At 68.6% G+C, this 23,095-nt stretch carries 25 protein-coding genes, 1 tRNA gene and 1 pseudogene; 15 read left to right on the forward strand and 12 right to left on the reverse strand.

Annotation, left to right across the window (positions count from 1 at the left end; translation table 11 throughout):
- Window positions 1-300: 300 nt before the first annotated feature.
- Window positions 301-588, reverse strand: a complete 288-nt coding sequence (locus ABZ406_RS16575) for a DUF6458 family protein (RefSeq protein ID WP_357761783.1) — start codon at window positions 586-588, stop codon at window positions 301-303.
- A 113-nt stretch (window positions 589-701) separates the two neighbouring features.
- Between ABZ406_RS16575 and ABZ406_RS16580 the strand changes: the two genes are divergently transcribed.
- Window positions 702-1,241 carry a histidine phosphatase family protein gene (locus tag ABZ406_RS16580; protein WP_357761786.1) on the forward strand — a complete coding sequence of 180 codons (540 nt, stop codon included), beginning with the start codon at window positions 702-704 and terminating at the stop codon, window positions 1,239-1,241.
- Between the two features lie 43 nt (window positions 1,242-1,284).
- Here the strand turns inward: ABZ406_RS16580 and ABZ406_RS16585 are convergent, their stop codons facing one another.
- The 4 genes from ABZ406_RS16585 to ABZ406_RS16600 form a co-directional block, all read right to left on the reverse strand.
- On the reverse strand, window positions 1,285-1,554 hold the full coding sequence (locus ABZ406_RS16585; RefSeq protein WP_030487564.1) for a DUF6458 family protein: 270 nt from the start codon (window positions 1,552-1,554) through the stop codon (window positions 1,285-1,287).
- A 201-nt stretch (window positions 1,555-1,755) separates the two neighbouring features.
- Entirely contained in the window at window positions 1,756-3,612 is a 1,857-nt protein-coding gene (locus tag ABZ406_RS16590; RefSeq protein ID WP_357761790.1) for an acyl-CoA dehydrogenase, read from the reverse strand.
- A 128-nt stretch (window positions 3,613-3,740) separates the two neighbouring features.
- Complete coding sequence (locus ABZ406_RS16595; RefSeq protein WP_357762289.1) at window positions 3,741-4,865, reverse strand: PP2C family protein-serine/threonine phosphatase; 1,125 nt, start codon at window positions 4,863-4,865, stop codon at window positions 3,741-3,743.
- Window positions 4,866-4,969: 104 nt separating this feature from the next.
- Complete coding sequence (locus ABZ406_RS16600) at window positions 4,970-5,608, reverse strand: septal ring lytic transglycosylase RlpA family protein (protein ID WP_357761793.1); 639 nt, start codon at window positions 5,606-5,608, stop codon at window positions 4,970-4,972.
- Window positions 5,609-5,795: 187 nt separating this feature from the next.
- On the opposite strand from ABZ406_RS16600, the gene ABZ406_RS16605 reads away from it, so the two are divergent.
- From ABZ406_RS16605 to ABZ406_RS16615, 3 genes are read left to right on the forward strand one after another with little or no spacing between them, the layout of a single operon-like run.
- Window positions 5,796-6,347 (forward strand): phosphoribosyltransferase family protein, encoded by a 552-nt coding sequence (locus tag ABZ406_RS16605; RefSeq protein ID WP_357761796.1) that lies wholly within the window; start codon window positions 5,796-5,798, stop codon window positions 6,345-6,347.
- 33 nt (window positions 6,348-6,380) lie between these two features.
- Window positions 6,381-7,427 carry a hypothetical protein gene (locus ABZ406_RS16610; RefSeq protein ID WP_357761799.1) on the forward strand — a complete coding sequence of 349 codons (1,047 nt, stop codon included), beginning with the start codon at window positions 6,381-6,383 and terminating at the stop codon, window positions 7,425-7,427.
- A 56-nt stretch (window positions 7,428-7,483) separates the two neighbouring features.
- Window positions 7,484-7,915 carry an ASCH domain-containing protein gene (locus ABZ406_RS16615; RefSeq protein ID WP_357761802.1) on the forward strand — a complete coding sequence of 144 codons (432 nt, stop codon included), beginning with the start codon at window positions 7,484-7,486 and terminating at the stop codon, window positions 7,913-7,915.
- Between the two features lie 24 nt (window positions 7,916-7,939).
- On the opposite strand, the gene ABZ406_RS16620 is transcribed toward ABZ406_RS16615, so the two are convergent.
- Window positions 7,940-8,821, reverse strand: a complete 882-nt coding sequence (locus ABZ406_RS16620; protein ID WP_357761805.1) for an LLM class flavin-dependent oxidoreductase — start codon at window positions 8,819-8,821, stop codon at window positions 7,940-7,942.
- A gap of 132 nt (window positions 8,822-8,953) precedes the next feature.
- On the reverse strand, window positions 8,954-9,394 hold the full coding sequence (locus ABZ406_RS16625; RefSeq protein ID WP_357761808.1) for a peptidoglycan-binding domain-containing protein: 441 nt from the start codon (window positions 9,392-9,394) through the stop codon (window positions 8,954-8,956).
- Window positions 9,395-9,686: 292 nt separating this feature from the next.
- Between ABZ406_RS16625 and ABZ406_RS16630 the strand changes: the two genes are divergently transcribed.
- The 4 genes and pseudogenes from ABZ406_RS16630 to ABZ406_RS16645 form a co-directional block, all read left to right on the forward strand.
- Window positions 9,687-9,881 (forward strand): hypothetical protein, encoded by a 195-nt coding sequence (locus ABZ406_RS16630; RefSeq protein ID WP_357761811.1) that lies wholly within the window; start codon window positions 9,687-9,689, stop codon window positions 9,879-9,881.
- Between the two features lie 34 nt (window positions 9,882-9,915).
- Window positions 9,916-10,344 (forward strand): hypothetical protein, encoded by a 429-nt coding sequence (locus tag ABZ406_RS16635; protein WP_357761814.1) that lies wholly within the window; start codon window positions 9,916-9,918, stop codon window positions 10,342-10,344.
- Window positions 10,345-10,424: 80 nt separating this feature from the next.
- On the forward strand, window positions 10,425-11,069 hold the full coding sequence (locus ABZ406_RS16640; protein ID WP_357761816.1) for a dihydrofolate reductase family protein: 645 nt from the start codon (window positions 10,425-10,427) through the stop codon (window positions 11,067-11,069).
- 110 nt (window positions 11,070-11,179) lie between these two features.
- Window positions 11,180-11,596 (forward strand): annotated as a pseudogene (locus ABZ406_RS16645) (SigE family RNA polymerase sigma factor); the annotation flags it as partial.
- Between the two features lie 63 nt (window positions 11,597-11,659).
- Here ABZ406_RS16645 and ABZ406_RS16650 read toward each other — a convergent pair.
- From ABZ406_RS16650 to ABZ406_RS16660, 3 genes are read right to left on the reverse strand one after another with little or no spacing between them, the layout of a single operon-like run.
- The gene (locus tag ABZ406_RS16650; RefSeq protein WP_357761819.1) at window positions 11,660-13,651 is read right to left on the reverse strand and encodes a hypothetical protein; all 1,992 of its coding nucleotides are present in this window, start codon (window positions 13,649-13,651) and stop codon (window positions 11,660-11,662) included.
- Window positions 13,651-14,805 (reverse strand): 5'-methylthioadenosine/S-adenosylhomocysteine nucleosidase, encoded by a 1,155-nt coding sequence (locus ABZ406_RS16655; protein WP_357761822.1) that lies wholly within the window; start codon window positions 14,803-14,805, stop codon window positions 13,651-13,653. The genes ABZ406_RS16650 and ABZ406_RS16655 overlap by 1 nt, the downstream gene beginning before the upstream one ends.
- Window positions 14,802-15,530 carry an NUDIX domain-containing protein gene (locus ABZ406_RS16660; RefSeq protein ID WP_357761825.1) on the reverse strand — a complete coding sequence of 243 codons (729 nt, stop codon included), beginning with the start codon at window positions 15,528-15,530 and terminating at the stop codon, window positions 14,802-14,804. Before ABZ406_RS16660 ends, ABZ406_RS16655 begins: the two co-directional genes overlap by 4 nt.
- Window positions 15,531-15,823: 293 nt before the next feature.
- Between ABZ406_RS16660 and ABZ406_RS16665 the strand changes: the two genes are divergently transcribed.
- The 6 genes from ABZ406_RS16665 to ABZ406_RS16690 all read left to right on the forward strand — a co-directional run bounded on the left by ABZ406_RS16665 (window position 15,824) and on the right by ABZ406_RS16690 (window position 21,440).
- On the forward strand, window positions 15,824-16,234 hold the full coding sequence (locus tag ABZ406_RS16665; protein WP_120724077.1) for a RusA family crossover junction endodeoxyribonuclease: 411 nt from the start codon (window positions 15,824-15,826) through the stop codon (window positions 16,232-16,234).
- Window positions 16,231-17,085: a hypothetical protein gene (locus ABZ406_RS16670; protein WP_357761828.1), complete on the forward strand. Its 855-nt coding sequence runs from the start codon at window positions 16,231-16,233 to the stop codon at window positions 17,083-17,085. Before ABZ406_RS16665 ends, ABZ406_RS16670 begins: the two co-directional genes overlap by 4 nt.
- Window positions 17,086-17,485: 400 nt before the next feature.
- Window positions 17,486-18,880 (forward strand): hypothetical protein, encoded by a 1,395-nt coding sequence (locus tag ABZ406_RS16675; RefSeq protein WP_357761831.1) that lies wholly within the window; start codon window positions 17,486-17,488, stop codon window positions 18,878-18,880.
- Window positions 18,881-19,027: 147 nt separating this feature from the next.
- A complete protein-coding gene (locus tag ABZ406_RS16680; RefSeq protein ID WP_357762293.1) occupies window positions 19,028-19,966 on the forward strand; it encodes an LD-carboxypeptidase in 939 nt (312 codons plus the stop codon).
- 90 nt (window positions 19,967-20,056) lie between these two features.
- On the forward strand, window positions 20,057-20,746 hold the full coding sequence (locus ABZ406_RS16685; protein ID WP_357761833.1) for a methyltransferase domain-containing protein: 690 nt from the start codon (window positions 20,057-20,059) through the stop codon (window positions 20,744-20,746).
- A gap of 127 nt (window positions 20,747-20,873) precedes the next feature.
- A complete protein-coding gene (locus tag ABZ406_RS16690) occupies window positions 20,874-21,440 on the forward strand; it encodes a 2'-5' RNA ligase family protein (RefSeq protein ID WP_357761836.1) in 567 nt (188 codons plus the stop codon).
- A gap of 88 nt (window positions 21,441-21,528) precedes the next feature.
- On the opposite strand, the gene ABZ406_RS16695 is transcribed toward ABZ406_RS16690, so the two are convergent.
- Together ABZ406_RS16695 and ABZ406_RS16700 are read right to left on the reverse strand one after the other, a co-directional pair.
- Window positions 21,529-21,602 (reverse strand) — tRNA-Gly (locus ABZ406_RS16695).
- Window positions 21,603-21,828: 226 nt separating this feature from the next.
- Complete coding sequence (locus ABZ406_RS16700) at window positions 21,829-22,386, reverse strand: pyridoxamine 5'-phosphate oxidase family protein (protein WP_357761839.1); 558 nt, start codon at window positions 22,384-22,386, stop codon at window positions 21,829-21,831.
- 99 nt (window positions 22,387-22,485) lie between these two features.
- Here ABZ406_RS16700 and dcd point away from each other — a divergent pair, with 99 nt between their 5' ends.
- Window positions 22,486-23,064: a dCTP deaminase gene (gene dcd, locus ABZ406_RS16705; RefSeq protein ID WP_089018323.1), complete on the forward strand. Its 579-nt coding sequence runs from the start codon at window positions 22,486-22,488 to the stop codon at window positions 23,062-23,064.
- Window positions 23,065-23,095: the final 31 nt, after the last annotated feature.

Here is a 23,095-nt window from a genome sequence, read left to right on the forward strand (position 1 = left end):
GGATGGCTACACTCGGTACGTACCTTCTCGTGGTTTTCGTGGTGAGCGTCGTCCTGGCCTGGTTCGTGCGCCCGGCCCGTAGCGCGCGGCTGCTGCCTCAGCGTGCCCTGAGGCAGCAGTTTCACCGAACTTGCGCGGATCTTGGCAGGGATAGCGGGCCGACGGCGGCTTCGGCCTGAACATCGAACAGGCGCAGCGCACAAGCCCGGCCCACACGCCGGGCGCGGCCCACCACGCGCCGCAGACAAACGAGCCGGGGTCCCGCGACGCTGCGGGACCCCGGAGTGGATGGGCGAGGGGTCAGACCGGTCGGCCCGGCCGACGCACCTCGCGGTACTCCTGCATGACCTGAGCGTCCTGGACCGGAACGACCCGGTCGGCCACCACGCGCTCCTCGCGTACCGGGGCGGCGACCACCGTGCGGCGGCGGCTGCTCCAGAAGTAGAGGGTGGCGAGCAGGCCGGCGACGCCGGCGAGCATCAGCACCCAGCCGACCACGGTCAGGTCCAGCCAGCCCAGGTCGGCTTCCACTGCGAACGCGAAGATCGCGCCTAGTGCGATCAAGAAGATGCTGCCACCAATGCCCATGTCTCGCTCCTCGGCTCTAACCTGGCGTACGTCGCGCCGCGGCCGTCGGTAGGGGGTGCGGCATCCATCGACTTACCCAGGCACGGAGATCGCCAATCGGGCAAGCTGAGGGTATGACGGACGGCGACCCCGGTACGCGGACACTTGTGTTGCTGCGGCACGCGAAGGCCGAGCAGGGCAGCGATGCGGCGGATGACGCTGACCGCCCGTTGAGTGCACGGGGGAGTGCCGACGCGGCTGCTGCGGGTGCCTGGTTGGCGCGTCATGGGCTGCTGCCGGACGTGGTGATCTGTTCGACGGCCCGGCGTACCCGGCAGACGTGGCACGGGGTGGCGATGGGGATGACTGGTTCACCGCCGGAGGGCGGTCCGGCGGGTCCTCGTCCGACTGTCAGGTATGAGCCGGGCGCGTACGACGCCCACCCCGAGGAGTTGTTGTCGTTGGTCCGCAGTGTGGATCCGGCGGCTCGCACCGCGCTGCTCATTGCTCATAATCCGGGCGTTTCGCTGCTGTCCGCGTTCCTCGATCCGGACGGCGCCACCGATGAAGGGCTGCGAACCGCCGAGCTGGCGGTACACCGCTGCCCCCTCGACTGGATGGAGTTGAGCAGGGCGGGAGCACCGCTCACTGCCCGACACACGGCACGCGACTGAGCCACCCGCCAGTGGTCGGCGGGTGGCTCAGGGGTACGCGAGATCAGGACGGCGGTGCGGTCGGCGGTGGCGGGTCCGGCGGTGGCGGCATCATCGCCGTCGGATGAGACAGCCGGTTCTCCTCCACGATGAGGGTTCGGGCCCGCTTGCGCCGGTCCTGCCAGAACCAGACGGTGGTCAGCAGGACGGCCAGCCCGGCCAGGATGAACACCCAGCCGACGGCGCGTACGTCGATCCACCAGACGTTGGCCCTCAACGCGAAGGTCAGGATCGCGCCGATGGCGATGAGAAAAATGCCGCTTCCTACACCCATGTGCGCTGCACTCCCCCGTGCGGTGGCTCTGGGCGTTCCCTTTCGAGGTCACGCGACGGTTACCCGCCACGCCGCCGGCATACCCGACCGGGCTGGGCCAACACGTGTCCTCGGAACGGCGACGGCCGGCGGGGCGAATGCCCCACCGGCCATCGGTGCTGGGTGGTGCGACCCAGAACCGTCAAAGTCCCCGCTACGTCCTCAGAAGGCTTCTTCCGGGAGGTCCATGATGTCGAGGTCGGCGCCCTCGATGATGCGGCGGTCGGCGCCGATGCGGGGCAGCACCTCACGGGCGAAGAAGCGGGCCGCGGCCACCTTGCCGGTGTAGAACGCCTTGTCGCTGGCGGACACGTCGCCCGCGAGGGCCTTCAGCGCCACGTCGGCCTGCCGCTGCAACAGCCAGCCGACCACCAGGTCGCCGATGGCCAGCAGGAAGCGCCGGCTGCTCAGCCCGACCTTGTAGAGGGCGCGGGTGTCGCCGCCCTGCGCCTCGCCCAGCCAGCCGGTCAGCACGCCGAGGATGTTCTGGATCTCGCCGAGCGCCTTGCCGAGCGCCTGCCGCTCGTCCTTGAGCTGGCCGTTGCCCGCCTCGGAGGAGATGAACTCCTGGATCTCGGCGGAGACGGCGAGCAGCGCCTTGCCGTTGTCCCGAACGATCTTGCGGAAGATCAGGTCGAGACTCTGGATGGCGGTGGTGCCCTCGTACAGCGTGTCGATCTTGGCGTCGCGGACGTACTGCTCCAGCGGGTAGTCCTGGAGGAACCCGGAGCCACCGAAGGTCTGCAGGGCCTCGTGCCCGAGCATCTCGTACGCCCGCTCCGAACCGACGCCCTTGACCAGTGGGAGCAGCAGGTCGTTGACGCGCTTGGCGAGCTTGGTGGCCTGCTCGTCGCCGGCCGCCTCGGCCAGCGCGACCTTGTCCTGCCAGGTGGCGGTGTAGAGGACCAGAGCACGAAGACCTTCGGCGTACGACTTCTGCAGCAGCAGCGAGCGGCGCACGTCCGGGTGGTGGGTGATGGTGACCCGGGGGGCGGTCTTGTCCGCCTGCTGGATCAGGTCGGCGCCCTGCACCCGGTTCTTCGCGTACTCCAGGGCGTTGAGGTAGCCGGTGGAGAGGGTGGCGATGGCCTTGGTGCCGACCATCATCCGGGCGTACTCGATGATCATGAACATCTGCCGGATGCCGTCGTGCCGGTCGCCCAGCAGCCAACCCTTGGCCGGCACGCCGTGCTCGCCGAAGGTCACCTCGCAGGTGTTGGAGACCTTCAGGCCCATCTTGTGCTCGACGTTCGTGGCGTAGACGCCGTTGCGTTCGCCCAGCTCGCCGGTGGTCTCGTCGAAGTGGAACTTCGGCACCACGAAGAGCGACAGACCCTTGGTGCCGGGGCCACCGACGCCCTCGACGCCCACCGGACGGGCCAGCACGTAGTGCACGATGTTGTCGCTCAGGTCGTGCTCGCCCGAGGTGATGAAGCGCTTGACGCCCTCGATGTGCCAGGTGCCGTCGGGCTGCTGGGTCGCCCGGGTGCGGCCCGCGCCCACGTCCGAGCCGGCGTCCGGCTCGGTGAGCACCATCGTGGAGCCCCACTGCTTGTCGATGAAGAGCTTGGCCCACCTCTTCTGCCGCTCGTTACCCTCGACGTGCACCACGTGCGCGAAGGACGGGCCGGAGGCGTACATCCAGACCGGCGCGTTCGAGCCGAGCACCAGCTCGGCGAGCGCCCACCACAATGCGCGCGGGGCGTTGGTGCCGCCCAGCGCCGGCGGCAGGTCCAGGCGCCAGAACTCGGAGTCCATGAATGCCTGGTACGACTTCTTGAACGACTCCGGCAGCGGCGCGGTGTGCGTCGCCGGGTCGAAGACCGGTGGGTTGCGGTCACTGTCGGTGTAGCTGGCGGCCAGGTCCTCGCGGGCGAGGCGATCCACCTCAGCGAGGAAGCTGCGGGCGGTGTCGGTGTCGAGATCCGAGTACGGCTCCTGGCCGAACGCCCGGTCCGCCCCGAAGACCTCGAACAGGTTGAACTCGAGATCCCGGAGGTTGCTCTTGTAGTGGGTCATGCTCGCTGGCCCCGCTTCCGGACAGGTGTTACCGATCAGTAACCCTGACTGTATTACTCGCGGGTAGGCAGCGACAAGCCGATCACGGGAGTGACGGCGGTTACACACCCGCGGTGTGGCCGGTCGGCTCAGCTCTCGGCGGCGCCGACTTCCCAGCTCGGGACGGCCACTGCCGCGCCGGTACGGGTGCCGACGTACTCCATCAGGACCAGCGCGATGTCGTCGTCGAGCCGACCGTGAACCCACTCGACGAGGGCGGTCTCCAGCGACGCCAACCCGTCGGCGACAGTGCCGTGGCCGAGCAGTCGCCAGGCCCGGTCGGCGGTGGGGAAGAACTCGCCGTCCCGCCGCGCCTCGCCGAGGCCGTCGGTGAACAACAGCAGCCGGTCCCCGGGTTCCAGGCGTTCGACCCGGGGGCGGACCACCGGCATGAAACCGAGCGGAGGTGCCGGGGCCGGCGGTTCCAGCGGGATCACCGCGCCCCGGCGCAGCAGCAGCGGTGGTGGGTGCCCGCAGTTGACGATGGTGAGGGTGCCGCCACGCTCCTCGACCAGCGCCGCCGTGACGAAGTCCTCGTCGCCGACGTTACGGGCCACCGCCCGGTCCAGGTCGGCGACGACAGCGCGAAGGTCGGCCCGCTCGTACGCCACGTGCCGGTAGGAACCGAGGACGATGCTGGCCAGCCGGACCGCGTCCAGGCCCTTGCCGCGCACGTCACCGATGATCATGCGAACGCCGTAGGGAGTGTCGATCGCCTCGTACAGGTCGCCACCGATCTCGGCCGTCGCGGTGGAGGAGATGTAGCGTCCAGCGACCGAGAGGGTGCCGACCTGTGGGCCGAGCGGGCGCAACACCGCCTGCTGGGCCACCGAGGCGAGCTTGGTCAGTTCGACGATTCGCTCGGCCTGACGCTGGCGAACCCAGGCCACCGCCACGGCCAACCCGGTGGTGACAGCGACCGCGACAACGTTGACCGAGGTGACCAACGAAACCTTCGGTGCGACCAGCGCGAAACCGGCGCCGACAAGTGTCGCCGTAACCCCGACCCCCAGGACCACCATCCAGGACGCCAGAGCGGCGGCGACAACCGGCGCGGCCGCCAGGAGCGCGACGTAGTGCACCTTACGGCCGTCCGCCGCCTCCACCGCCGACACGATCGCGAGCAGACCGAGGGCCGCGCCGAGGCCGGCGCGGGATCCGGGGCTCAGCGGGCGACGGCCCGACTGGAGGAGTCGCGTGGGTACGAGGGACAGTTTGCCTGATCCACGTGAACTGGTGAATGAACCTGACCCGTCGTCTGAGGAGGTTCTGTCCGGCCGGCCCAGTCGGCCGGCCGGATCAGTGTCGCCGTTCCCGGTCAGCCGAGGACCTCGTAGCGGACGGTGAGCGCGCCCACGTCCACCGAGGCGATGCTCGCGAAGGCGGCCCGGGAGAGGTCCAGGCAGCGGCCGTCGATGAACGGGCCCCGGTCGTTGATCCGCACTGTCACCGACTTGCCGTTGGCCGGGTTGGTCACCCGGACCTTCGTGTTGAACGGCAGGGTCTTGTGCGCGGCGGTGAGCGCGTCGGGGTTGAACGACTCGCCGTTGGCGGTGAGCTGCCCGTCGGAGTAGAACGACGCGCCGCACGACCCGCTCTCCAGCACCTTCGCCGCTGCCGTGGTCTTCCGAACGGTCGGCTTCGGCTTCGGCTTCGGCGACGCGGTGCGCTCCCGGCCCCGGGAGGCGGCCTGCTGCGACCGGGTCGCCGACGGGCTGGGGATCGCGCTGGGCGAGGCGCTGACGCTCGGGGAGACGGACGGGGAGCTGGGGGTGAGGCTGCTCGCGGCGGTGGTCGGGGTCAGGTCGAGCGCCGCCTGACCCGCCTGGTCGGAGCTGGAGGCCAGCTGCACGGCACCGACTGTGCCCCCGACGGCGAGGGCGACGCCGACCGCCGCGGTGGCCACGATGCCCGCCGGGGAGGAGAAGATGCGGGTACGGGAGTGCTTGCCTGCCACCGGCTCGGTCCTTTCGTCGTCTGAACAAACCGGGTCGGACCGTAACGAGAGAAGCACTTCCGAAGTCAACGTGATCACGGTGTTATGCCCGTATTTGAACAGGTTCTTGTAGCCGATCATCCGACCCGGGGTGGGCCGGGCGGCCCGGGTGCCGGCACGCCAACCGCCGGTGCCGCAGGATGGGCGGATGTCCGCCGAACTGACCGAACGCCTGGCCTCCCTCTTCCGGTGGGTCGACCCCGGTCCGGGCACCAGTCACCTGGTCAGCGACATCTCCGGGTGGTGGCGCGATCCGGCGGTGCTGGCCGAACTGGGGCCGGCCCTGGTGGCGCCGTACCGGGCCGCCCGCCCGACAGTGGTGCTGGCGCCGGCCGTCACCGGGCTGCTGCTCGGGCCACTGGCCGCCACCGCCCTCGGGGTCGGCTTCGTGGCCGCGCACAAACCGGGTGACGGGCGACTGCCGGCCGGGCCTCTCACCTGGGCGCAGAGCCCGCCGGACTACCGGGGCCGAGTGGTCGACCTCGCCATACGGGACCGGCACCTCGGCCCCCACGACCGGGTGCTGGTGGTGGACGACTGGGTGCGCACCGGCGCGCAGTTACGCGCCCTCTACGACATCTGCGCCGCACGCGGAGCCGAGGTGCTGGGCACCGCGGTGGTGGCAGTGGACTGCCCGCCCGACGTCGCCACCGACCTCCGGATCACCGGCCTGATCGATGCCGCGGAACTGCCCGCTTGACCTGAAGCGAGATTCAGCATCGACGATCGGCTGATGAGTGACGGAGTTCTCGACGAGGCGTACGAGCGACTGCACCGCACCGGCCCGGAGTTCGAAGGCTGGCTGTCCAACCACGGGCCGATGGCCGTCGAGGCGTTGGTCCGGCACGGGCACCAGCAACGGGTGCACCGCTGGCTCGACGACTACCTCGACCGACTGGACGAGCTGCCCCGAGGGCTGCACCCGATCGACGACTGGCGGGAGGCGCTCGGCGACCCGAAGCGGGCCGGTGACTGGCTGGCGTACTTCGACGGGCAACTGCGCGAGCACCCGTGGCGCGACGTGCTCGGCACCTGGTGGCCCCGACTCCTGCCGGGCATCGCGGCCGGTGCCACCCACGGAGTGATCCGGGTCGGGCACGCCGTGCGCGTACTCGAAGCAGGCGACGAGAACCCCCGACGGCTCGCCGAGTTGGGCCAGGCCCTCGGCTACTGGGCGGCCCGCTGGCAGTCGATCCCCGGCGCCGACCGGCTGCTCGCCGACGAGACGCACCGGCCGGGCACCGACGACGTCGACGTGGAGACCGCGCTGGCCGGGGTGCCCCGGATCGACGATCAGACCGGGGGCGTCCGGGATCGACTGGGCCGGCTGCCGGCCGTACCCCGGTGGGAGCCGTCGCTCGCGGCGCTGCGGCCCGCGCGGACCCCGGCCGAGGCGGAGCGAGGGCTCACCACGCTCGTGCACCGGGCCGGCCTGGACTACCTGCGCTTCGGGCACAGCGACCCGGTCATGCTGGTGCACGCTGTCACCGCGCCGACCGCCGTGCTGCGTACCCTGCCGGCTCTGGACCGGCGGCTGTGGGCGCCGAGCCTCGCCGCGGCCTGGGCCGCGACGGCGGCCATGACCTCCGTGTACGCTTCGGCCGACGGGATCTCACCACCGACAGTGAGCCCCGCGACGCCGCCGGAGGTCTTCGCCCGCGCGGCCCGGCACGGCGACGAGCACGTGGTCAAGCTGGCCGACGCGATAGTCGACGCGTACGCGGCGAGTGGTGACGAGCGGCTCCTCACCGCACCCGGCTACGCCGGCCAACTGATCTGAGCGGACGACGGGTGTTGCGGCGGCGGCCCCGACGTTGCTGACCTAGCCTCGGCAGGATGTGGCCTCGGATCGGTGAACTGCGCGCCCTCGCCCTCGGCACCCCCGGCGAGTTGAGGGCGACCCTCAACACCCTGGTGCTGGCAGGTCTGAAGACCGCGACGGCCGGCCGGCTCGCCGAGTACGCGGAAGAAAGCGAGGAGTTGGAGCACGTCGGCGAACGCCTCGCCCTGGTCGACGACGACAACGCCCTGGCCGGGATCGTGGAGATCACCGGGGTCGAGGTGGTCCGCTTCGCCGACGTGCCCTGGGACTTCGCGCACGCCGAAGGCGAGGGTGACCGCTCGATCGAGGAGTGGCGGGCCGGGCACTCGGCCTACTGGGCGCGGCTCGGCACACCCGTCGACGGCGACACCCCGATCGTCTGCCTCCGTTTCCGGCTGGTCTCCGGCGGCGAGGGCGGTGTGGCCGGCGGCGACCTCGGCACCTGACCCGGCCGGGTCGGCGCGGCGGCCTCAGCCGCGCAGTTGCGGCAGCAACCGCGTCGCCACGTCCACCAGGACGGCCTCGTCACCCGCGTACCAACTGCTGGCCCTCGGCCAGTGCGTGACCACGTCGGTGAAGCCCAACTCGGCGGCCCGGCCGACCTGATCGGCGAAGAACTGCGCGCTGCTGAGGGAGAAGACCGGCGCCGCGTCCAGCGAGAGATAGCGGTCCAGACTGGCGGGGTCGCGGCCAGCCTCGTCCAGTGTCCGATCCATCCGTGCGGACAGCGCCGACACGCCGGCCCACCAACCCGCCACATCGTCGTCGTCACCGGTGCCGGTGGTCACCCACCCCTGCCCGAAGCGGGCCACCAACCGCATCGACCGTGGCCCGTTGGCAGCCACAACGAACGGCACCCGAGGCTGCTGCACACAACCCGGGTTGTTGCGGGCATCCACAGCGGCGAACCATTCGCCACGCCAGGTGGTGCCATCCTCCCGCAGGATCAGATCCAACAACTCGGTGAACTCGGCGAACCGGTCGACCCGCTGACGCGGCGGCAACGTCTCACCACCCAGCACCGCCGAGTCGAAGCCGATGCCGCCCGCCCCCAGACCGAGCAACAGCCGGCCGGCCGAGACGTCATCCACAGTGGTGATCTGCCGGGCGAACGCGGCCGGGTGCCGGAAGTTCGGTGACGCCACGAGGGTGCCCAACCGAATCCGCGAGGTCACCGTCGCGGCGGCGGTCAGCGTCGCCATCGAGTCGAACCACGGGCCGTCGACCAGGTCACGCCAACCCAGGTGGTCGTACGTCCAGGCGTGGTCGAAGCCCCACTCGTCGACCTGCCGCCAGCGACGCTGTGACTCCGCCCACCGCTGGTCGGGCAGGATCACGATGCCAATCCGCATGATCGCCAGCCTAACCGGGACGACGGCTGGGCCGGGTTCTCGCTACCGTCTAGCTCTGGACCTCACGGCGGCCTGCCGGAGGGCGACCTGCGGCTTGCCCGCCGGCCACCCCCCAACCCGAGCGACTACGGCTTACGGCACCTGCAGGCAGGGCACGCCACCATTTGAACGCTGGTGATAGATCGCCGAACGGGTATACGGGCCATACACCCCGTCGGCGGGAATGGATTCCGCAGCCTGAACGGCTTTCAGTGCCTTTTCGGTTGTTGGACCAAAGTTGCTGTCGCCGGTGAGCGGATAGACGCCCTTGCTACGGAGAGTCCATTCGTAGCAGACGTTCATTGTGACCTGCAGCTGGAAGACGGCAGAGTTCACATTGCCCCGGCGCAGCGTGCAATTGACGTTGCTTCCGTACGCAGGCACGTCGGCCCCGTTGTAGGAAATCCACTTGTTGCAGGTCGAGGTTGCCATGGCTCCCACCCCACCCGCCGGAGCAGCCAATACAGGCGTCGTGGTGGCTGCGGCAGCGATGGCCGCCAGCGCAAAAATTGTCAGGATGCGACGCAGCAACATATTTCCTCCTGTGCCGTAGCATTTGGCTAGCCCCGTGCCACGCCTGAATGCCCTCGGCTTGAACCGACGATATCCCAGACAGCTAGCCGGATCAATGTCTCTGGTTTGGAAAAATGCAACAGTTACCGCTCATAAATCGCCGCCCTTGTGGAGCCAAGGGTCGATCGCCGAGACGGCGGCCCAAATCTCCCAAATCCCATGATGCCGCCACTCCTCCCACCGACAGGCGGCCTTTCGGTCCGGGCCAACGTCCGGGCCGTCATCGCCGCCTGAACGTGGCTAGAGTTTCGCTGTGGACCTACCGGCGCGACGGAGCGACACCGTACGAGCATTCGGCACCCTGTCACTGGTGGCGGGCTTCGTGATCTCGCTGCTCAGCATGTCGTCCGGCTCCGAGTGGCTGAGGCCGCACATCCTGGCCGCGTTCCTCATCCTGACCGGTCTCGGTCTGCGGATCGAGGTGGCGATCGCCGACCGGCAGTCTTAGATCCACCGCTGTGGCCAGCCCGTACCCTCCTGGGATGCCCACCGAAGCAACCGCCGCCCGCGTGTCCCGGGATGACCGGACGCGTCGGATCCGCATGATCCGTACGGTGGCGCTGCTGGTCGGCGTGGTGGTTCCATCCCTCGTTCTCCGTGAGTTGGTCGAAGCCCGGTTCGGTCGCGGACCGCTTGCCGACCTCAGCGCGCTCGCGGTGCCAATGGCGGTGACGGCGTGGCTCGCGCCGTACGCCTCCTATCGACGGCGCGACGCCCTGCTCTGGCTGGTCGGCCCGGGCATCTACGTCTTCACTGTCATCGCCTGGCGGTTGGCCCTCCTGCCGCACCGCGACTGGAGCCCTCGCCCCGAGGAAAAGGCCCGGATGCGCTGGTCCAGCGACCCGGAACACGCCGGCACCTGGTTCCTGACCGAGCCTGACAGTGACACGCGTCACACTCTTTCCCCGTAGGGGCGGCGCGTCCGGCTCCGACCCCTCCGCGAGCGGCTGTCGAAGAGACGCTGACCTCGACCGAAGGTAGGAGAGAGACCATGCCGCAACTGTTGCGGGTGCAGTGCTTCAACGTTTCGCGCGACGGGTTCGGGACCGGAGAGGGGCAGAGCCTCGAACGGCCCTTCGGCCACGCCGACCCCACCGCGCTGTTCTCCTGGCGTGCCGCCACCGCCAGCTTCGTGTACCGCACCGAGCCGGGCGGCAGTCGTGGTCTGGACGACTACCTGACCCGCGACGCCGAGTGCAACATCGGCGCGGAGATCATGGGCCGCAACAAGTTCGGCCCCCAACGTGGCCCGTGGAAAGACCACGAGTGGCAGGGCTGGTGGGGGGACAACCCGCCGTTCCACACACCGGTCTTCGTGCTCACCCACCACGTACGCCCGTCGTTCTCCCTGGCCGACACCACGTTCCACTTCCTCGACGCCAGCCCGGCCGAGGCGCTGGCCCAGGCGAAGCAGGCAGCCGGTGGGCGAGACGTACGCCTCGGTGGTGGGGTGGCGACCATCCGCGAGTTCATCGAGGCCGACCTGGTCGACACGATGCACATCGCCGTCGCGCCAGTCGACCTCGACCGGGGTGAGCGCCTGTGGGACAGCCCCGACGAACTGCTCGACCGCTTCCACCTCGAGTCGGTGCCGAGCCCCAGCGGAGTCACCCATCTCCTGTTCTGGAGACGATGACCGCGCCCTGTCCCAGCCTTTGCCATGGCCCACCCGGAACCACCGGAACCTGTGGCCCGGCCTCAACCATTTCCGACACGGGTGACGTTCTACCTGGAGAGGGGGTGGGGATGACCGAGACGTTCCACGAGTTCGTGGTGCACCGCGCGCCGGCGCTGTCCCGGACGGCCTACCTCCTCACCGGCGACCACCAGCTCGCCGAGGATCTGTTGCAGAGCGCCCTGGCCCGGACGTACCGGCACTGGCGGCGGATTCGCGACGGAGACCCCGAGGCGTACGTGCGGCGGGTGATGTACCACCAGCAGGTCTCCTGGTGGCGGCGTCGCCGGCTGACCGAACGCCTGGAGGCGCAGCCCGCCGACCGGGCCGGCGACGACCACTCCGAGGCCACCGCGCTCCTGCTGAGCCTGGTGAACGCGCTGCGCGTGCTCACCCCCCGTCAACGCGCCGTGATCGTGCTGCGCTCCTACGAGGACCTCACCGAGGCGCACGCCGCCGCGGTGCTCGGCTGCTCGGTCGGCACCGTCAAGGCGCACCATCCGAAATGGTTTCAATCCTACCCAATAACCGCATTTTTAGACCGCCCTGACCTAGTCGAGCAGCCCGCGTATGGCGCTCGCGAGGTTGGCAAGCCTTTCGTCTGCGCGGTCACGTCGGTGTTTGACCCATTCCTTGCCTTCGGCGGCGACGCCTTCGAGGACGTGCAGGGTGTGACTGAGCCCGGCGGCGTCTAGCGACAGCTCAGCGATCTTGGTTGGGTTCTCGTCGTGCTGGAGCGTCCCGTTGTCAGGATCGCTCACTCGGATTGAGATGGGTTCTCCGTTGAACAGAGTCAGCTCGAAGGTCTGCTGTCGGGTGGCGATGCCGTCGATCCGTACGGCGGCGACGGCGTCGAAACGGTAATTGAGCCGTTGGGTTGTGCGGCTTGCGGAGGTTTCGAAGTCGAGATCGATGTTGACCTGCCGGACGCCGTCGTCGGTGAGGAGAAACAGCAGCAGGCGATACCGGGAGTATCGCCATGGTCCTTGTGGGTAGCGGGCCTTCTTGCAGGAGGGTGCCGGCGCCTCGATGAAGGCGTGTGCGATTACCTGGCTGGGGCGGAGTCGGTATTGCTGCATCGCCTGGTCGACCAGGACCTTGCGGTCGCTTTCCAACCAGGTGGCCATCTCGGTATCCGACGGCTTGTCGGACAGCTTGTGGCACCACCGGTGGTATGCCGCCCAGCGGGCCGTGTCCTTGTCGTTGCGTTCCGCTTGGTCGTCGGCGACCCTGCGATGCTCGGCGACGATCCGGAACGACGATCGCACCGCCGGCACCGCGGACGCCACCGCGAGCACGAACCAGCCCGTGCCGGACAAGGGGGCGCTGGTCACGACGGCAGGAACGGCCCAGAGGCTCCCCGCGGCAAGGAGGGCCAGTCCCCCGACGTGGAGGGCCGTGGTCCTGGCGGGGTTACGCAGCTGCTGACGGTACGACGTCAGCGTGTCTCGTTCCCATTGCCCTCGGACATCTCCCACCAGGTACCGGACGAGCCAGGCGACCCGTTCGGCGTCGATGCGCTGTTCCCGGTAGAGCTCGACCACCTCGTCGCGGAGGTGCCGCCGGATCCCCGCCGTCTGGTCGAGCCAGTAGGCTCGGTCGGTTCCTTCGGGCAGGTACCGGCGGAAGTAGCGGTCGAAGAGCCGGTCCACCTTGCGGGCGAAGCCTCCCGGTGGCGCATCTCGTCGCCGCTGCTGGGGTGGACGGATCTGGGCTTCCTTCGCGCGCAGCCGTGTTCCGCGGTAGTACCGGCCCGCCCCACCGACGCAAAACGCGGCCAGTCCGACCAGGGCGGCGAGTAGACCGAGGAACGGGTCGAGCGTGCCGCGGGCCGCCACCAGCACGATCATCTGCACCACGGCGAGAGTGAACACGGCCGCGCCAGCGCCGGCGCGCAGCCAGTCGCGCAGCGCAACAGCAGCGGGTTGCACCGGTAGGGTCCGAGGCTGCGCGGGTGTGGGATGAAAGAACTTCCAGACGCGGTTGAATCGGTCCTCCGCCGTGCGCTGCGAGTCCGCCAGGGCGACGGACTTCCGCCACATCTCTTCTTGCATCGCGCCTTCGAGCAGTGCCTCGAGGTGGCCGTAGATCCCGTCGCGTTGACGCCGGTTCAGCGCATCGATTTCCTTAACCACGAGGTCTGTCTCAGCGGCGCTGACCGGGGCCAGGAGGTGGATGATTGCCTTCAGCCCCGCGGTCCACTCGTCATGGTCGTCGAGATGGGGCAGGCTGGCGCAGATGGCGGTGAGGCGATCCAGCTCTTCGGAGGCGAGTTGGCGCAGGGTACGTCCGCTCAACAGGGCGATCAGCCGGTAGAACTGGACCTCCGTGGTCACATACCCGCCGGCGACCGCCTTCTCGATGAGCTCGCACGCCTGATCACGAACTCTCGCGTCGAGATACTTCAGCGCGAAGGCGAACTGCTCCTCCGGACTCGGGTTTGGCGGCAACCGGTAGAAGTTGATGTCACCGTGGACTACGCCTGCCTGTACGTCGACGTTTGCATCTCCTTGGGCGACGTTGGTCGCCGTCGGGGTCGTCATCACAGGTCCCGCACCACGGCGATGATCGCCGCGAGCCGCGCCGCCAGCTCAGACACGTCGACGACCAGGCCCCGCAACCGCTTGAGCGCCACCATTAGGCCACTCTTCTTCTCGGGTGTGCCCGCCGAGACGCATGCCGTTGCCGCCTCGAGTTCCGCCTCTGCGGCGGCGTAGGTTTCTTCGTCCAGCTGTCCGTCGAGGTGGGCCTGCTTGAGGTGGGTTCGCAGGTCCGCGATGCTCGCTGCCAGATCGATCGGCCGCTCGGCGCCAGCGCCGACGGTGACGTTGCCGTAGATCTGCCCGGCCTGCACCCCGACGTGGGCGTTCCCGGTGGCGATGTTGCGGTTGGTCGTCGGCATCGTGGGGCTCCCGTCCCGGTCCGCGCCGCCTCGGCTGGCCGGCCCGTCGATGATCATTTCTCGCGCTAGTGCGGTGGCGAACGCGGCGGCGTGACGTGCGGCCTTCGGTTGCCAGTCCTGTCCGTCCGTGGCTGCCTTGCTGCCGTCGGCGTGGTCGCTGATGCCGCGCACGACCACCACGGGCAGGGCACGGTTGAGATGGCCCGCCTGGGCCACACCGGCCGCTTCCATCTCAATCGCCACGGCGTCGTTGTAGTGCTGACGGATCCAGCGGGCCTGTTCGGAGATCCCCGAGTCCTGCACCACTTCCCCTGCCGCAATCGGCCCGAAGTGGACTTTGGGCGCTGCGCCTACGGGAAGACCCCGGCGCCACGCGGCGGACCTGTCGACGTGGTGGGCGATCTGGTCGGCCTCGTGGGGGATCTCCCACGCCTTCGGTCGGGCCTTCAAACCGTCGTCCTCGCTGGTGCCGCCGTGGTAGGCGTAGATCTTGCTGGCGACGACGACATCACCGAGTCGGATGTTGGGCCAAAGGCCACCGGCGACTCCCACGAACAGCACAGCGGCCGGGGAGAATTCGGCCATCGCCCGCTCGGCGAGCACCGCAGCCGGATGATTGCCCTTACCGACCAGCCCCAGGGCGACCCGGCACTCGCTTTGGCTGATCCGGCCGACCTCGAAGCGGGTGCCGGCGGGGTGCCGCCGTACACGTAGGTCAGTCAGTTGGTCGCGGACCGCTGCGTACTCGAGGTCCAGCGCCGTGAGGATCACGACGAGACCGCTGTTCGTGCTCACGCTGTCTCCCTGTCTGCCTGGCTGAGGGGCCGGATCATCGGAGGGTGAAGAGTCGTGCGGGGCCCGGGACGGAACAGCCGAGCGGGACGCCCACCATCGGTCTTGCGACTCGGCCCGGCGGGGACGATGAAGCCGTCGACGCTCTGCACTTTCCGGTAGAAGTTCCGCGCATCGAGCGGCACGCCCCACACCGCCTCGTACACGTCCTGAAGCTCCGAGATCGTGAACGTCGGACCACAAAAAGCGGTGGCGAGCGCCGAGCGCTCCAACTTCTCCCGCGCCCTGTCGACCCCATCGGTCAGGATCTGCTCATGATCGAAGGCAAGCTGCACGTCACCGGACAACGCCTGCTCCACCGGCGTCCAGCATGCCCAGGATGCGTCGGTGCCGGCGACCGGCTCGGGTAGCCGAGGGGCGATGGCCAGGTAAGCCGCGGAGACCACCCGCCCTCGAGGGTCACGATCCGGCGCACCGTAGACGCCAAGTTGTTCGAGGTGCAACTGATCCGGCCCCAAGCCCGCCTCCTCGGCAAGCTCTCGATGGGCAGCCGTCACGAGGTCTTCCTTTTCGTGGCCAAGGAAACCACCAGGCAGGGCCAACGCGCCCTGATAGGGCTCAATCCCGCGCTCGATCAACAGCACATGAAGGCAGGACTCCCGCAAGGTGAGGATGACGAGGTCAACCGTCAGTAGAACCGGCGGTGGCACCCAGTGATCGTGAGACATGGACCGACCATAGACTTATTGTCACCCTGACAGCGAGCCTACGGTGCTGTCGGATTCCAGCGTTTCCCGCGCCCAGGCGCCGGCCAGCCGCTCTCGTTGCTGGTCGGACTGCGCTGGCTTGACCTTGGTAGACCCGCGTCGCACCACAAGCGGCCACCGATCTGCGTCGTCGTACTACCGGCTTGTGGCGAAGCCCGGGACGGGGAGGCCGGACGCCTGAAGCCGGTTTGGCATGCGGAATAGCGGCGCGGCGCGGTGCCGGAGTCGTCGGCCCGGCCACATAGGATCTTCTCGTGTCCTCCCTGCCGTGGGACTTTGTTGTGCTTGGCGTGCCGGTGTCGGTGCAAGCCAAGTCGACGAGTCGCACCCGGTGGAAGGCGGCTGTGAGCGCAGCGGCTCGTGCAGCGTGGCCAGCTGGAGGCGAGCCTCTCCGGGGTAGACTCCAGATCCACGTGACGTGTTACCACGACAGCGCTCCGCCACTGGACGTGGACAACATGCTCAAGCCGATCCAGGATGCCCTCATCGGCATCGTGTACGTCGACGATGGGCAGCTTGTGGACTGCCACGGGCATCTCCGCGATGTCAATGCTCAGTACGGAGTAAGGGGCATGACGCCCGCGCAGGCGCACGGGTTTGTCTCCGATGGCCCCTTCGTGCACGTTAGGATCGAACCGGCCCCCGAGCTAGGGAGGCTGCCATGAGCCCTAAGCGCCGGAAGAATCTTTTCACCAATTATCTGCAGCGGATTGTTGCCGAACTGCAGGCCGATGGCTGGATTGTGAGCACGGAAGATCAAGGCTTGCCCGGTGCGTTCAGAGCCGATCTTGTTGCGCGGCGCGGGGACGAGATGCTTATTGGTGAGCTCGCATCACGGGAAACTGCGAAACGTGACTCGCTTGAACAGTTGGCGCGACTTGCCGAGAGTATTCCGGGTGCTAGATTGCAGGTTTATTGGCTTGGCGATGCTGCCGAGAACCTGCCGGCGCCAGCCAATGTCGAACGCATCATCGTCGAAGCGAGAGGGGTGCTGCCATACTCGACACCAGCAAGTCTGCTACTTGCTTGGGCTGGTCTTGAAGCGGCGGTTACGCATCTCTCTTCGGAGCTTAGACTGCAAGTGATGGAAGCTGGCGCATCGTCATGGCAGACGCTGACAAGCTTGTATAGCCTTGGCCATATCGATGAATCCGACTTCAAGCGACTTAGTGAGCTTTGGCGTGTCCGCAACGACATTGCTCATCGTGGGAGCCCAACTAAACCGTCGAATGAAGACGTTTCATTCGTGCTTGATCTGGCTCGGCGTATGGTGAGAGGCCAGTACGCCTCTTTGGATGACATGATCGATTGGTTCCTTGGGCGTTACGAAGACCCGGTTAATCAGTTGCCATACGACGGCGCTGAGGGAGGCTACCAGTATCAAGGCGATGGGCCATTTGATGCGGATGAGGTGCTTCGGGAAGCGTTTCCGCAATCCTCGGAAGCGTCGTTTCTTGAGGCGACCCGCCTTCTCAACAGCATAGCTGCAGAGTGGGTTTTGAAGCGCGACGAATAGTTGAGCGTGCTAGATTTTTATGGATCATGCCGTGATCTCGCATGCCCTACTTGCCCTGAATGCTTGGTGAGTTGTTTTTATCGACAGGAGCGATTCGTGGCGTGCGGCTCCGGTCGGGGCTTCGAGTCGTGGTCGACAACTGTCCTGCCTGGAGCCTCGCACCCATCGACCACCGGGTCAGCCACACCCGCCCAGAGCTGCAAGATCAGCTAAATTGTTCACTGCGTCAGGCGACATCGAACATGCCAGCGCGGAAATTCGCGACCCTCATACGGACAGTTTCGCGGGCTGGCTTCTTTCGACGCTTGACTACCGTCAAGCGGCACGGTCACGACGCCATCGGCCGGCTGCGGGCGACAGCCCTCGACCTGATCGACCCGACGGTGGAGAGGAGCCAGCAGTGACGGCCCGACTGCGCGAGACGCTGCACGCCGCGGCCGACGTCCCCGCCTATCCGGTCTACGAACGAGCGCTCGCCACCGCCCGCCGCTCACGCCGCCGGGCCGTCCTCGTCGCCGTCGCGGTGCTCGTGCTCGTCGCACTGACCGGGGCTGTGCTCCCGCTGACACGTACACCTGCCGCCGATCCGGCGGCCAGCGTGGACGCCTCGCTGCCCGACCGGATCGCGCTGCCACCGCTCGGGGCGCTGCACGTCACCGACCGACCCCGGCTCGGGCCGGCGTCAGTCATCTTCAGCGGTCAGGCGCCACGCCTGCAGGGCTCTGACGAGGACGGCGTGGTCGGTGTGGTCAGCGCCGACTCCGACCGCTACCGGATCTTCCCGATGGGTTACGAGGCACCCGTCGGCGAACAGGTGATCCTTTCCCCGGACGGCCGCTTCGTGGCCCGGCCCGCCGGCTCGGAGAACGACCCACGGGTCGACGTCATCGACCTGGTCACCGGCCATACCCGTCAGCTGCACAGCACTGTCGCCAACAGCGTTTGGACGACCCCCAAGGCCTGGTCCCCGGACGGCAGCCAACTGGTCGTCGACGACAGCGTGCCGAACGACCCGACGCGCAGCACCTACCGGCGGGTGCTGAACATCGTCACGCTGGACGGCGAACGCTGGACCCAGCTGGCCGACGCCGCCCAACAGCCGATCTTCGGCGCACCCGTCGCCTTCGCCCCGGGGGGTGCAAGGGTCGCGTACCAGATCGGTCGGACCGTGACGGTCGCCGACAAGGACGGCCGCACGCTCTCCTCCTTCGAACTGCCCGCCGAGAGCTGGCTGGCCGGTAAGGGGGCGTGGACGACGGACGGGGCGTTGACGCTGATCAGCCGGAAGGCCGGCACCACCGACTGGAGCCTGCGTCGCGTCGATCCCGCGAACGGCCGGGAGGCCGCACCGCTGCTCCTGCCCGGTGTCGCAGGCGTGACAGCCATCCGACTGCTCGGCTCGGGCCCGGACGGGTCGGCGCTCGTGGTCGCCTACCAGCCCGAACCTCTCAGCCCGGACCGGTTCGACCAGCCGTTGGAGCTGGACCAGCGCACCCACTACTCAAACGTGCGCAGCGTACGGGTGCTGGCGCTGACGCCCGACGCCACCGCGCCACGGACCCTGATGACCGCCCCGGAGCAGATCCTCGCCGTCGACGTCGCCGACGACGTGGTGAGCGCCGGCCGTACACGCGACGCGAACCCTCCCGGCGGAGTGGGTGGTCGGTTCTGGGGCTGGGGGATCCTGATCACCCTCGTGATCGCCGGCATCGGCGTTTACCTCAACCGCAGCGGGCTGGCGCTCTGGCTCGACGACCGGCGCGTCCGTCGAGCCCACCGGGCCGCTCAGAAATGAGATGCGCACCCGATGGCAGACCTGTTGGATCTCGACATGGCGCATGAGCTTGTTCGTCCTCGGAAGGCACAACCCGGTGACCGTCTCGCGGTCCTCTCGCCGTCCTTCGCCGCGCCCGGCGCCTATCCCGAAATTCACGAGCAGGCCATGCGACGACTTGCCGACCTCACCGGCCTCGTTCCGGTCGAATACCCCACTACCCGCCAGGTGGGTGCCAGCGCGGCAGCGCGGGCGGCGGACCTCAATGCCGCATTCGCAGACCCGCAGGTACGCGGCATTCTCGCCGCCATCGGCGGCGACGACCAGATCACCGTCATCCCTCACCTGGACGCCGACCTGGCCCGAGCTGACCCCAAGCCGTTCCTCGGCACCAGCGACAACACCAACCTGCACCACTGGCTGTGGGGCCTCGGCATCGCCAGCTTCTACGGCGGGTCCTCCCAGGTGCACCTTGGCCCCGGGCCTGCCGTTGACGACATCCACGCCCGGTCGCTGCGAGCGGCGCTGCTCACCGGGGAGCGGCTGGAGATCACCGATCCGGGCGAGTCCGAGGACGTCGGAATCGACTGGGCAGACCCGCAGGCGTTGACGTCCTTCGGAGAGCGCGAACCGACGGAGCCGTGGAGTTGGTACGGGCCGTCCCGCGCGGTCACCGGCCCCACCTGGGGTGGCTGCCTGGAGGTCGTCCAGTGGATCCTGACGGCGGGGCGCTTCCCGGTCCCCCCGGACGTCCTGCGCGGCGGGGTGCTGCTCATCGAAACGTCGGAGGAACTTCTCCCCGCCCGGGAGGTCGGCTGGATCGTCCGATCACTGGGCGAACGCGGTCTCCTCAGCGCTGTCGACGCCGTCCTGGTCGCCCGTCCGCCGGTCTCCGACCACACCCGTCGACCCCCGGCCGCCGATCGAGCGCGGCTCCGCGAGCAGCAGCGGGACACTGTCGTCGACGTGGTGACCCGCTACAACCCGGAGGCGGTCGTCTGCGTCGGCGTCCCATTTGGCCACACCAGACCGCAGTGGATCCTTCCTCACGGCGGCCCGATTACCGTCGATGGTGCGGAACGGCGCATCTTCGCCGACTACCGCTAGCGTCCCACCGCCGAGGGCGACGGCCGCTCGGAAGCACGCCGTCGGGCAAAAACGCTTGCCGATCCCCGGAGCGGTCGGGATCGTGCTCACATGCCGACCGGGACCGGGTACCACGACGAACTCGGCGACTTCTTCGCCCAGAACGCCACCACGAGCCCCTACAACGCGTACACCGATCGGCCTGCGATGCTGGCGCTCGCTGGTGACGTCGCCGGTACGGACATCCTCGATGTCGGTTGCGGTGCCGGCCACTATGCGGCCGAACTGTTGGCGCGAGGTGCCCGGGTGACCGGCATCGACGTAAGCGCCACACTGCTCCGCCATGCGCACGCACGTGCCGCTCGGGCGCAGTTGCGCCTGCACGACCTGGAGCAGCCACTGCACTTCGCCGCCGACGCGTCGTTCGACGGGGTCCTCTGCGCGCTGGTCATCAACCATCTGACGAACCGCCGACAGTTGCTCGCCGAGATGCGTCGAGTGCTCCGTCCCGCCGGTTGGCTCGTCATCTCGACCACCCATCCGACGGCTGACTGGCGACACTTCGGCGGCTCCTACTACGACGAGTCCTGGGTCGACCTGCCGCACGGGCCGGGCGCCCTCCACTTCCAGCGGATGACGCTGGAAACCTTCCTCGACGAACTCCTGGACGCCGGATTCACTCTCGAGAAGCTCGTCGAGCCACGGCCGGGCACCGAACTCCGCGAGGTCGATGAGGACGCGTACGGCCGCCTCGCCGAAAGGCCGTCCTTCCTGGCCGCACGGATGCGGTCCCGAGACTGACGACCGGCTGCCTGCCCACCGCGCCGTCTGACACCCCGCCGCCCAATGTCGTGGTTGCTGCCGGCCCGCCTGTGGCAGGCCAGTGAATCCGGTGGACCGGCACCGACCGCGGTTGCAGACTGCGGGGATGGAACCGACACAGACGGCGCTCATCGTGCCGATACCCGAGGCCGAAGAGTCGGTGGGCCGGTTCCGGGCATCGCTCGACCGGGCCGCCGGTTGGGGCGTACCCGCGCACGTGACAGTCCTCTACCCGTTCCTGCCCCCGCAGCAGATCGACGAGCGGGTCCTGACGGTGCTGCGCGAGACCATTGCCGGAATACCGCGGTTCGACGTCGCACTGACGCACGTCGGTTGGTTCGGTGACACGGTCGTCTGGCTCGCTCCGCAGCCAGACCGCCCGTTCCGGGACCTCACATCGGCGGTGTGGCAGCAGTTTCCCGAAACACCGCCGTACGCCGGGGCGCACAGCGACGTGGTGCCGCACCTGACCGTCGGTCACGACGCCACCAAACCCGTGCTGAGCCACGCCGCGGAAACCATCTCCGCGCACCTGCCGATCAGCACGGCCATCAACACGGTCCGGCTCATCGCCGGAACGCCTGACGTCAGCCCCTGGCGTACGGTCTGCGAGTTGCCGCTGGGCGCCACACCACAGGCGCCGGGTGAGCGATTCGAAGCGTCCGCGGCGTGAAGGTGTGGCCCGGTCGATGATCGCGCTCATGGTCCGACAACATCGAAGGCCCTGACCAGGATTCACATCCTGGTCAGGGCCTTCGCAGTGGAGCGGGTGACGGGAATCGAACCCGCACTGTCAGCTTGGGAAGCTGATGTTCTGCCATTGAACTACACCCGCAAGCGGCACCACTGTACCCGAGTCGTCGAGCCTCTGCACTCAGGTCCCCCCGCCGGCCGCAGGTGTCCGCGTACCGCTCCGCCGGGCTGATCCACTCGGTTTCCTGCAAGTCGGGGCATCCGGAGGGCCGGAACCCCGCGACATCCTGGAAATCGAGTGGATCATGCCGGGCCGGCGAGCGGGCTCCGTTAGGACGGCGCCGGCGCCGGTGGGCCGGCGGCCGTGGTCAGGCAGCCGTGCACTGGACGTCACGGCTGATGAGGGTCGGGCGAGCCTGCGGGACGGCCAGTGGGGCGGCCACCGCCGCCTGGGCGTTTGGGTCGAGCCAGACCCGAACGGCCGGGCGACCCGGCGGTAGGCCCGGAATGCCCGCGATGTGCTGCTCGCGGCGGGTGAGCATCGCCACGTCGACGGTGAACTCGAACAGCAGCCAGTCGACCTGCGGCTCGGCCCGGGCGCTCTGCGCCAGGAGCGCCACCTGGACCGGATCGGTCACCGGGCGGGCGTGACCCGCCACGTACGCCTCGTCGTCGCTCTCCTCCGCCGGGAACGAGTGCAGCGCGTAACGGCCGTCACGTTCGAGGTCGCGGCGCTTGGGCGAGTCGATGATGAAGCAGAACAGCCCCGCGGGGGTGATGACCGGGGAGACCGGATGGACGCGGGGCCCGCCGTCGGCACGGACCGTGGCCAGATAGCCGAAGCCCGGCCCGTACTGCTGGAGGAGAACGCGGATCCCGTCGGCGAGTCGGGGCTCGTCGGCGGCGAATTCGGACCAGGAAGCCATGCGGGCATTCTATCGAACAAATGTACGAGCAGCGACCTCGACGCGCTGGTCACCAGCACCGAATCCGGCCACTTTTGGCGGCGCGGCTATGGTGGTCCGATGCTGCTCTCCGACCGCGACCTGGTCTCCGAGATCAAGGCCGGCACGCTGGGCCTGGAGCCGTTCGAGCCCACCCTGGTGCAACCGTCCAGCATCGACGTCCGGCTCGATCGGCTGTTCCGGGTCTTCAACAACCACCTCTACACCCACATCGACCCCGCGATGCAGCAGGACGACCTGACGTCGGTGGTCGAGGTCCCCGATGGCGAGCCGTTCGTCCTGCACCCGGGGGAGTTCGTGCTCGCCTCGACGCTGGAGGTCATCTCGCTCGGTGACCAGCTCGCCGGCCGGCTGGAGGGCAAGAGCTCCCTGGGCCGACTCGGGTTGCTCACGCACTCCACCGCCGGTTTCATCGACCCGGGCTTCTCCGGTCACGTGACGCTGGAGCTCTCGAACGTGGCGAACCTGCCGATCACGCTCTGGCCGGGCATGAAGATCGGGCAGCTGTGCATCTTCCGGCTCTCCTCGCCGGCCGAGCACCCGTACGGCTCGGTGGTCTACGGCTCGCGCTACCAGGGCCAGCGGGGGCCGACGCCCAGCCGCGCCTGGCAGCACTGGCGCACCTGGCCCACCCGCTGAGACCCACCCCCCTGAGACCGAGCCGCTGAGA

It is taken from the genome of Micromonospora sp. NPDC005710, assembly GCF_040630995.1.
GTDB lineage: Bacteria > Actinomycetota > Actinomycetes > Mycobacteriales > Micromonosporaceae > Micromonospora.

Excerpts from the sequence above, each read along its gene's own strand:
- ABZ406_RS16575 (WP_357761783.1), bottom strand. The coding sequence starts at position 588 with ATGGGCATTGGTGGCAGCATCTTCTTGATCGCACTAGGCGCGATCTTC.
- ABZ406_RS16580 (WP_357761786.1), top strand. The coding sequence starts at position 702 with ATGACGGACGGCGACCCCGGTACGCGGACACTTGTGTTGCTGCGGCAC.
- ABZ406_RS16585 (WP_030487564.1), bottom strand. The coding sequence starts at position 1,554 with ATGGGTGTAGGAAGCGGCATTTTTCTCATCGCCATCGGCGCGATCCTG.
- ABZ406_RS16590 (WP_357761790.1), bottom strand. The coding sequence starts at position 3,612 with ATGACCCACTACAAGAGCAACCTCCGGGATCTCGAGTTCAACCTGTTC.
- ABZ406_RS16605 (WP_357761796.1), top strand. The coding sequence starts at position 5,796 with ATGTCCGCCGAACTGACCGAACGCCTGGCCTCCCTCTTCCGGTGGGTC.
- ABZ406_RS16610 (WP_357761799.1), top strand. The coding sequence starts at position 6,381 with ATGAGTGACGGAGTTCTCGACGAGGCGTACGAGCGACTGCACCGCACC.
- ABZ406_RS16615 (WP_357761802.1), top strand. The coding sequence starts at position 7,484 with ATGTGGCCTCGGATCGGTGAACTGCGCGCCCTCGCCCTCGGCACCCCC.
- ABZ406_RS16620 (WP_357761805.1), bottom strand. The coding sequence starts at position 8,821 with ATGCGGATTGGCATCGTGATCCTGCCCGACCAGCGGTGGGCGGAGTCA.
- ABZ406_RS16625 (WP_357761808.1), bottom strand. The coding sequence starts at position 9,394 with ATGTTGCTGCGTCGCATCCTGACAATTTTTGCGCTGGCGGCCATCGCT.
- ABZ406_RS16635 (WP_357761814.1), top strand. The coding sequence starts at position 9,916 with ATGCCCACCGAAGCAACCGCCGCCCGCGTGTCCCGGGATGACCGGACG.
- ABZ406_RS16640 (WP_357761816.1), top strand. The coding sequence starts at position 10,425 with ATGCCGCAACTGTTGCGGGTGCAGTGCTTCAACGTTTCGCGCGACGGG.
- ABZ406_RS16650 (WP_357761819.1), bottom strand. The coding sequence starts at position 13,651 with ATGACGACCCCGACGGCGACCAACGTCGCCCAAGGAGATGCAAACGTC.
- ABZ406_RS16660 (WP_357761825.1), bottom strand. The coding sequence starts at position 15,530 with ATGTCTCACGATCACTGGGTGCCACCGCCGGTTCTACTGACGGTTGAC.
- ABZ406_RS16670 (WP_357761828.1), top strand. The coding sequence starts at position 16,231 with ATGAGCCCTAAGCGCCGGAAGAATCTTTTCACCAATTATCTGCAGCGG.
- ABZ406_RS16680 (WP_357762293.1), top strand. The coding sequence starts at position 19,028 with ATGCGACGACTTGCCGACCTCACCGGCCTCGTTCCGGTCGAATACCCC.
- ABZ406_RS16685 (WP_357761833.1), top strand. The coding sequence starts at position 20,057 with ATGCCGACCGGGACCGGGTACCACGACGAACTCGGCGACTTCTTCGCC.
- ABZ406_RS16690 (WP_357761836.1), top strand. The coding sequence starts at position 20,874 with ATGGAACCGACACAGACGGCGCTCATCGTGCCGATACCCGAGGCCGAA.
- ABZ406_RS16700 (WP_357761839.1), bottom strand. The coding sequence starts at position 22,386 with ATGGCTTCCTGGTCCGAATTCGCCGCCGACGAGCCCCGACTCGCCGAC.
- dcd (WP_089018323.1), top strand. The coding sequence starts at position 22,486 with ATGCTGCTCTCCGACCGCGACCTGGTCTCCGAGATCAAGGCCGGCACG.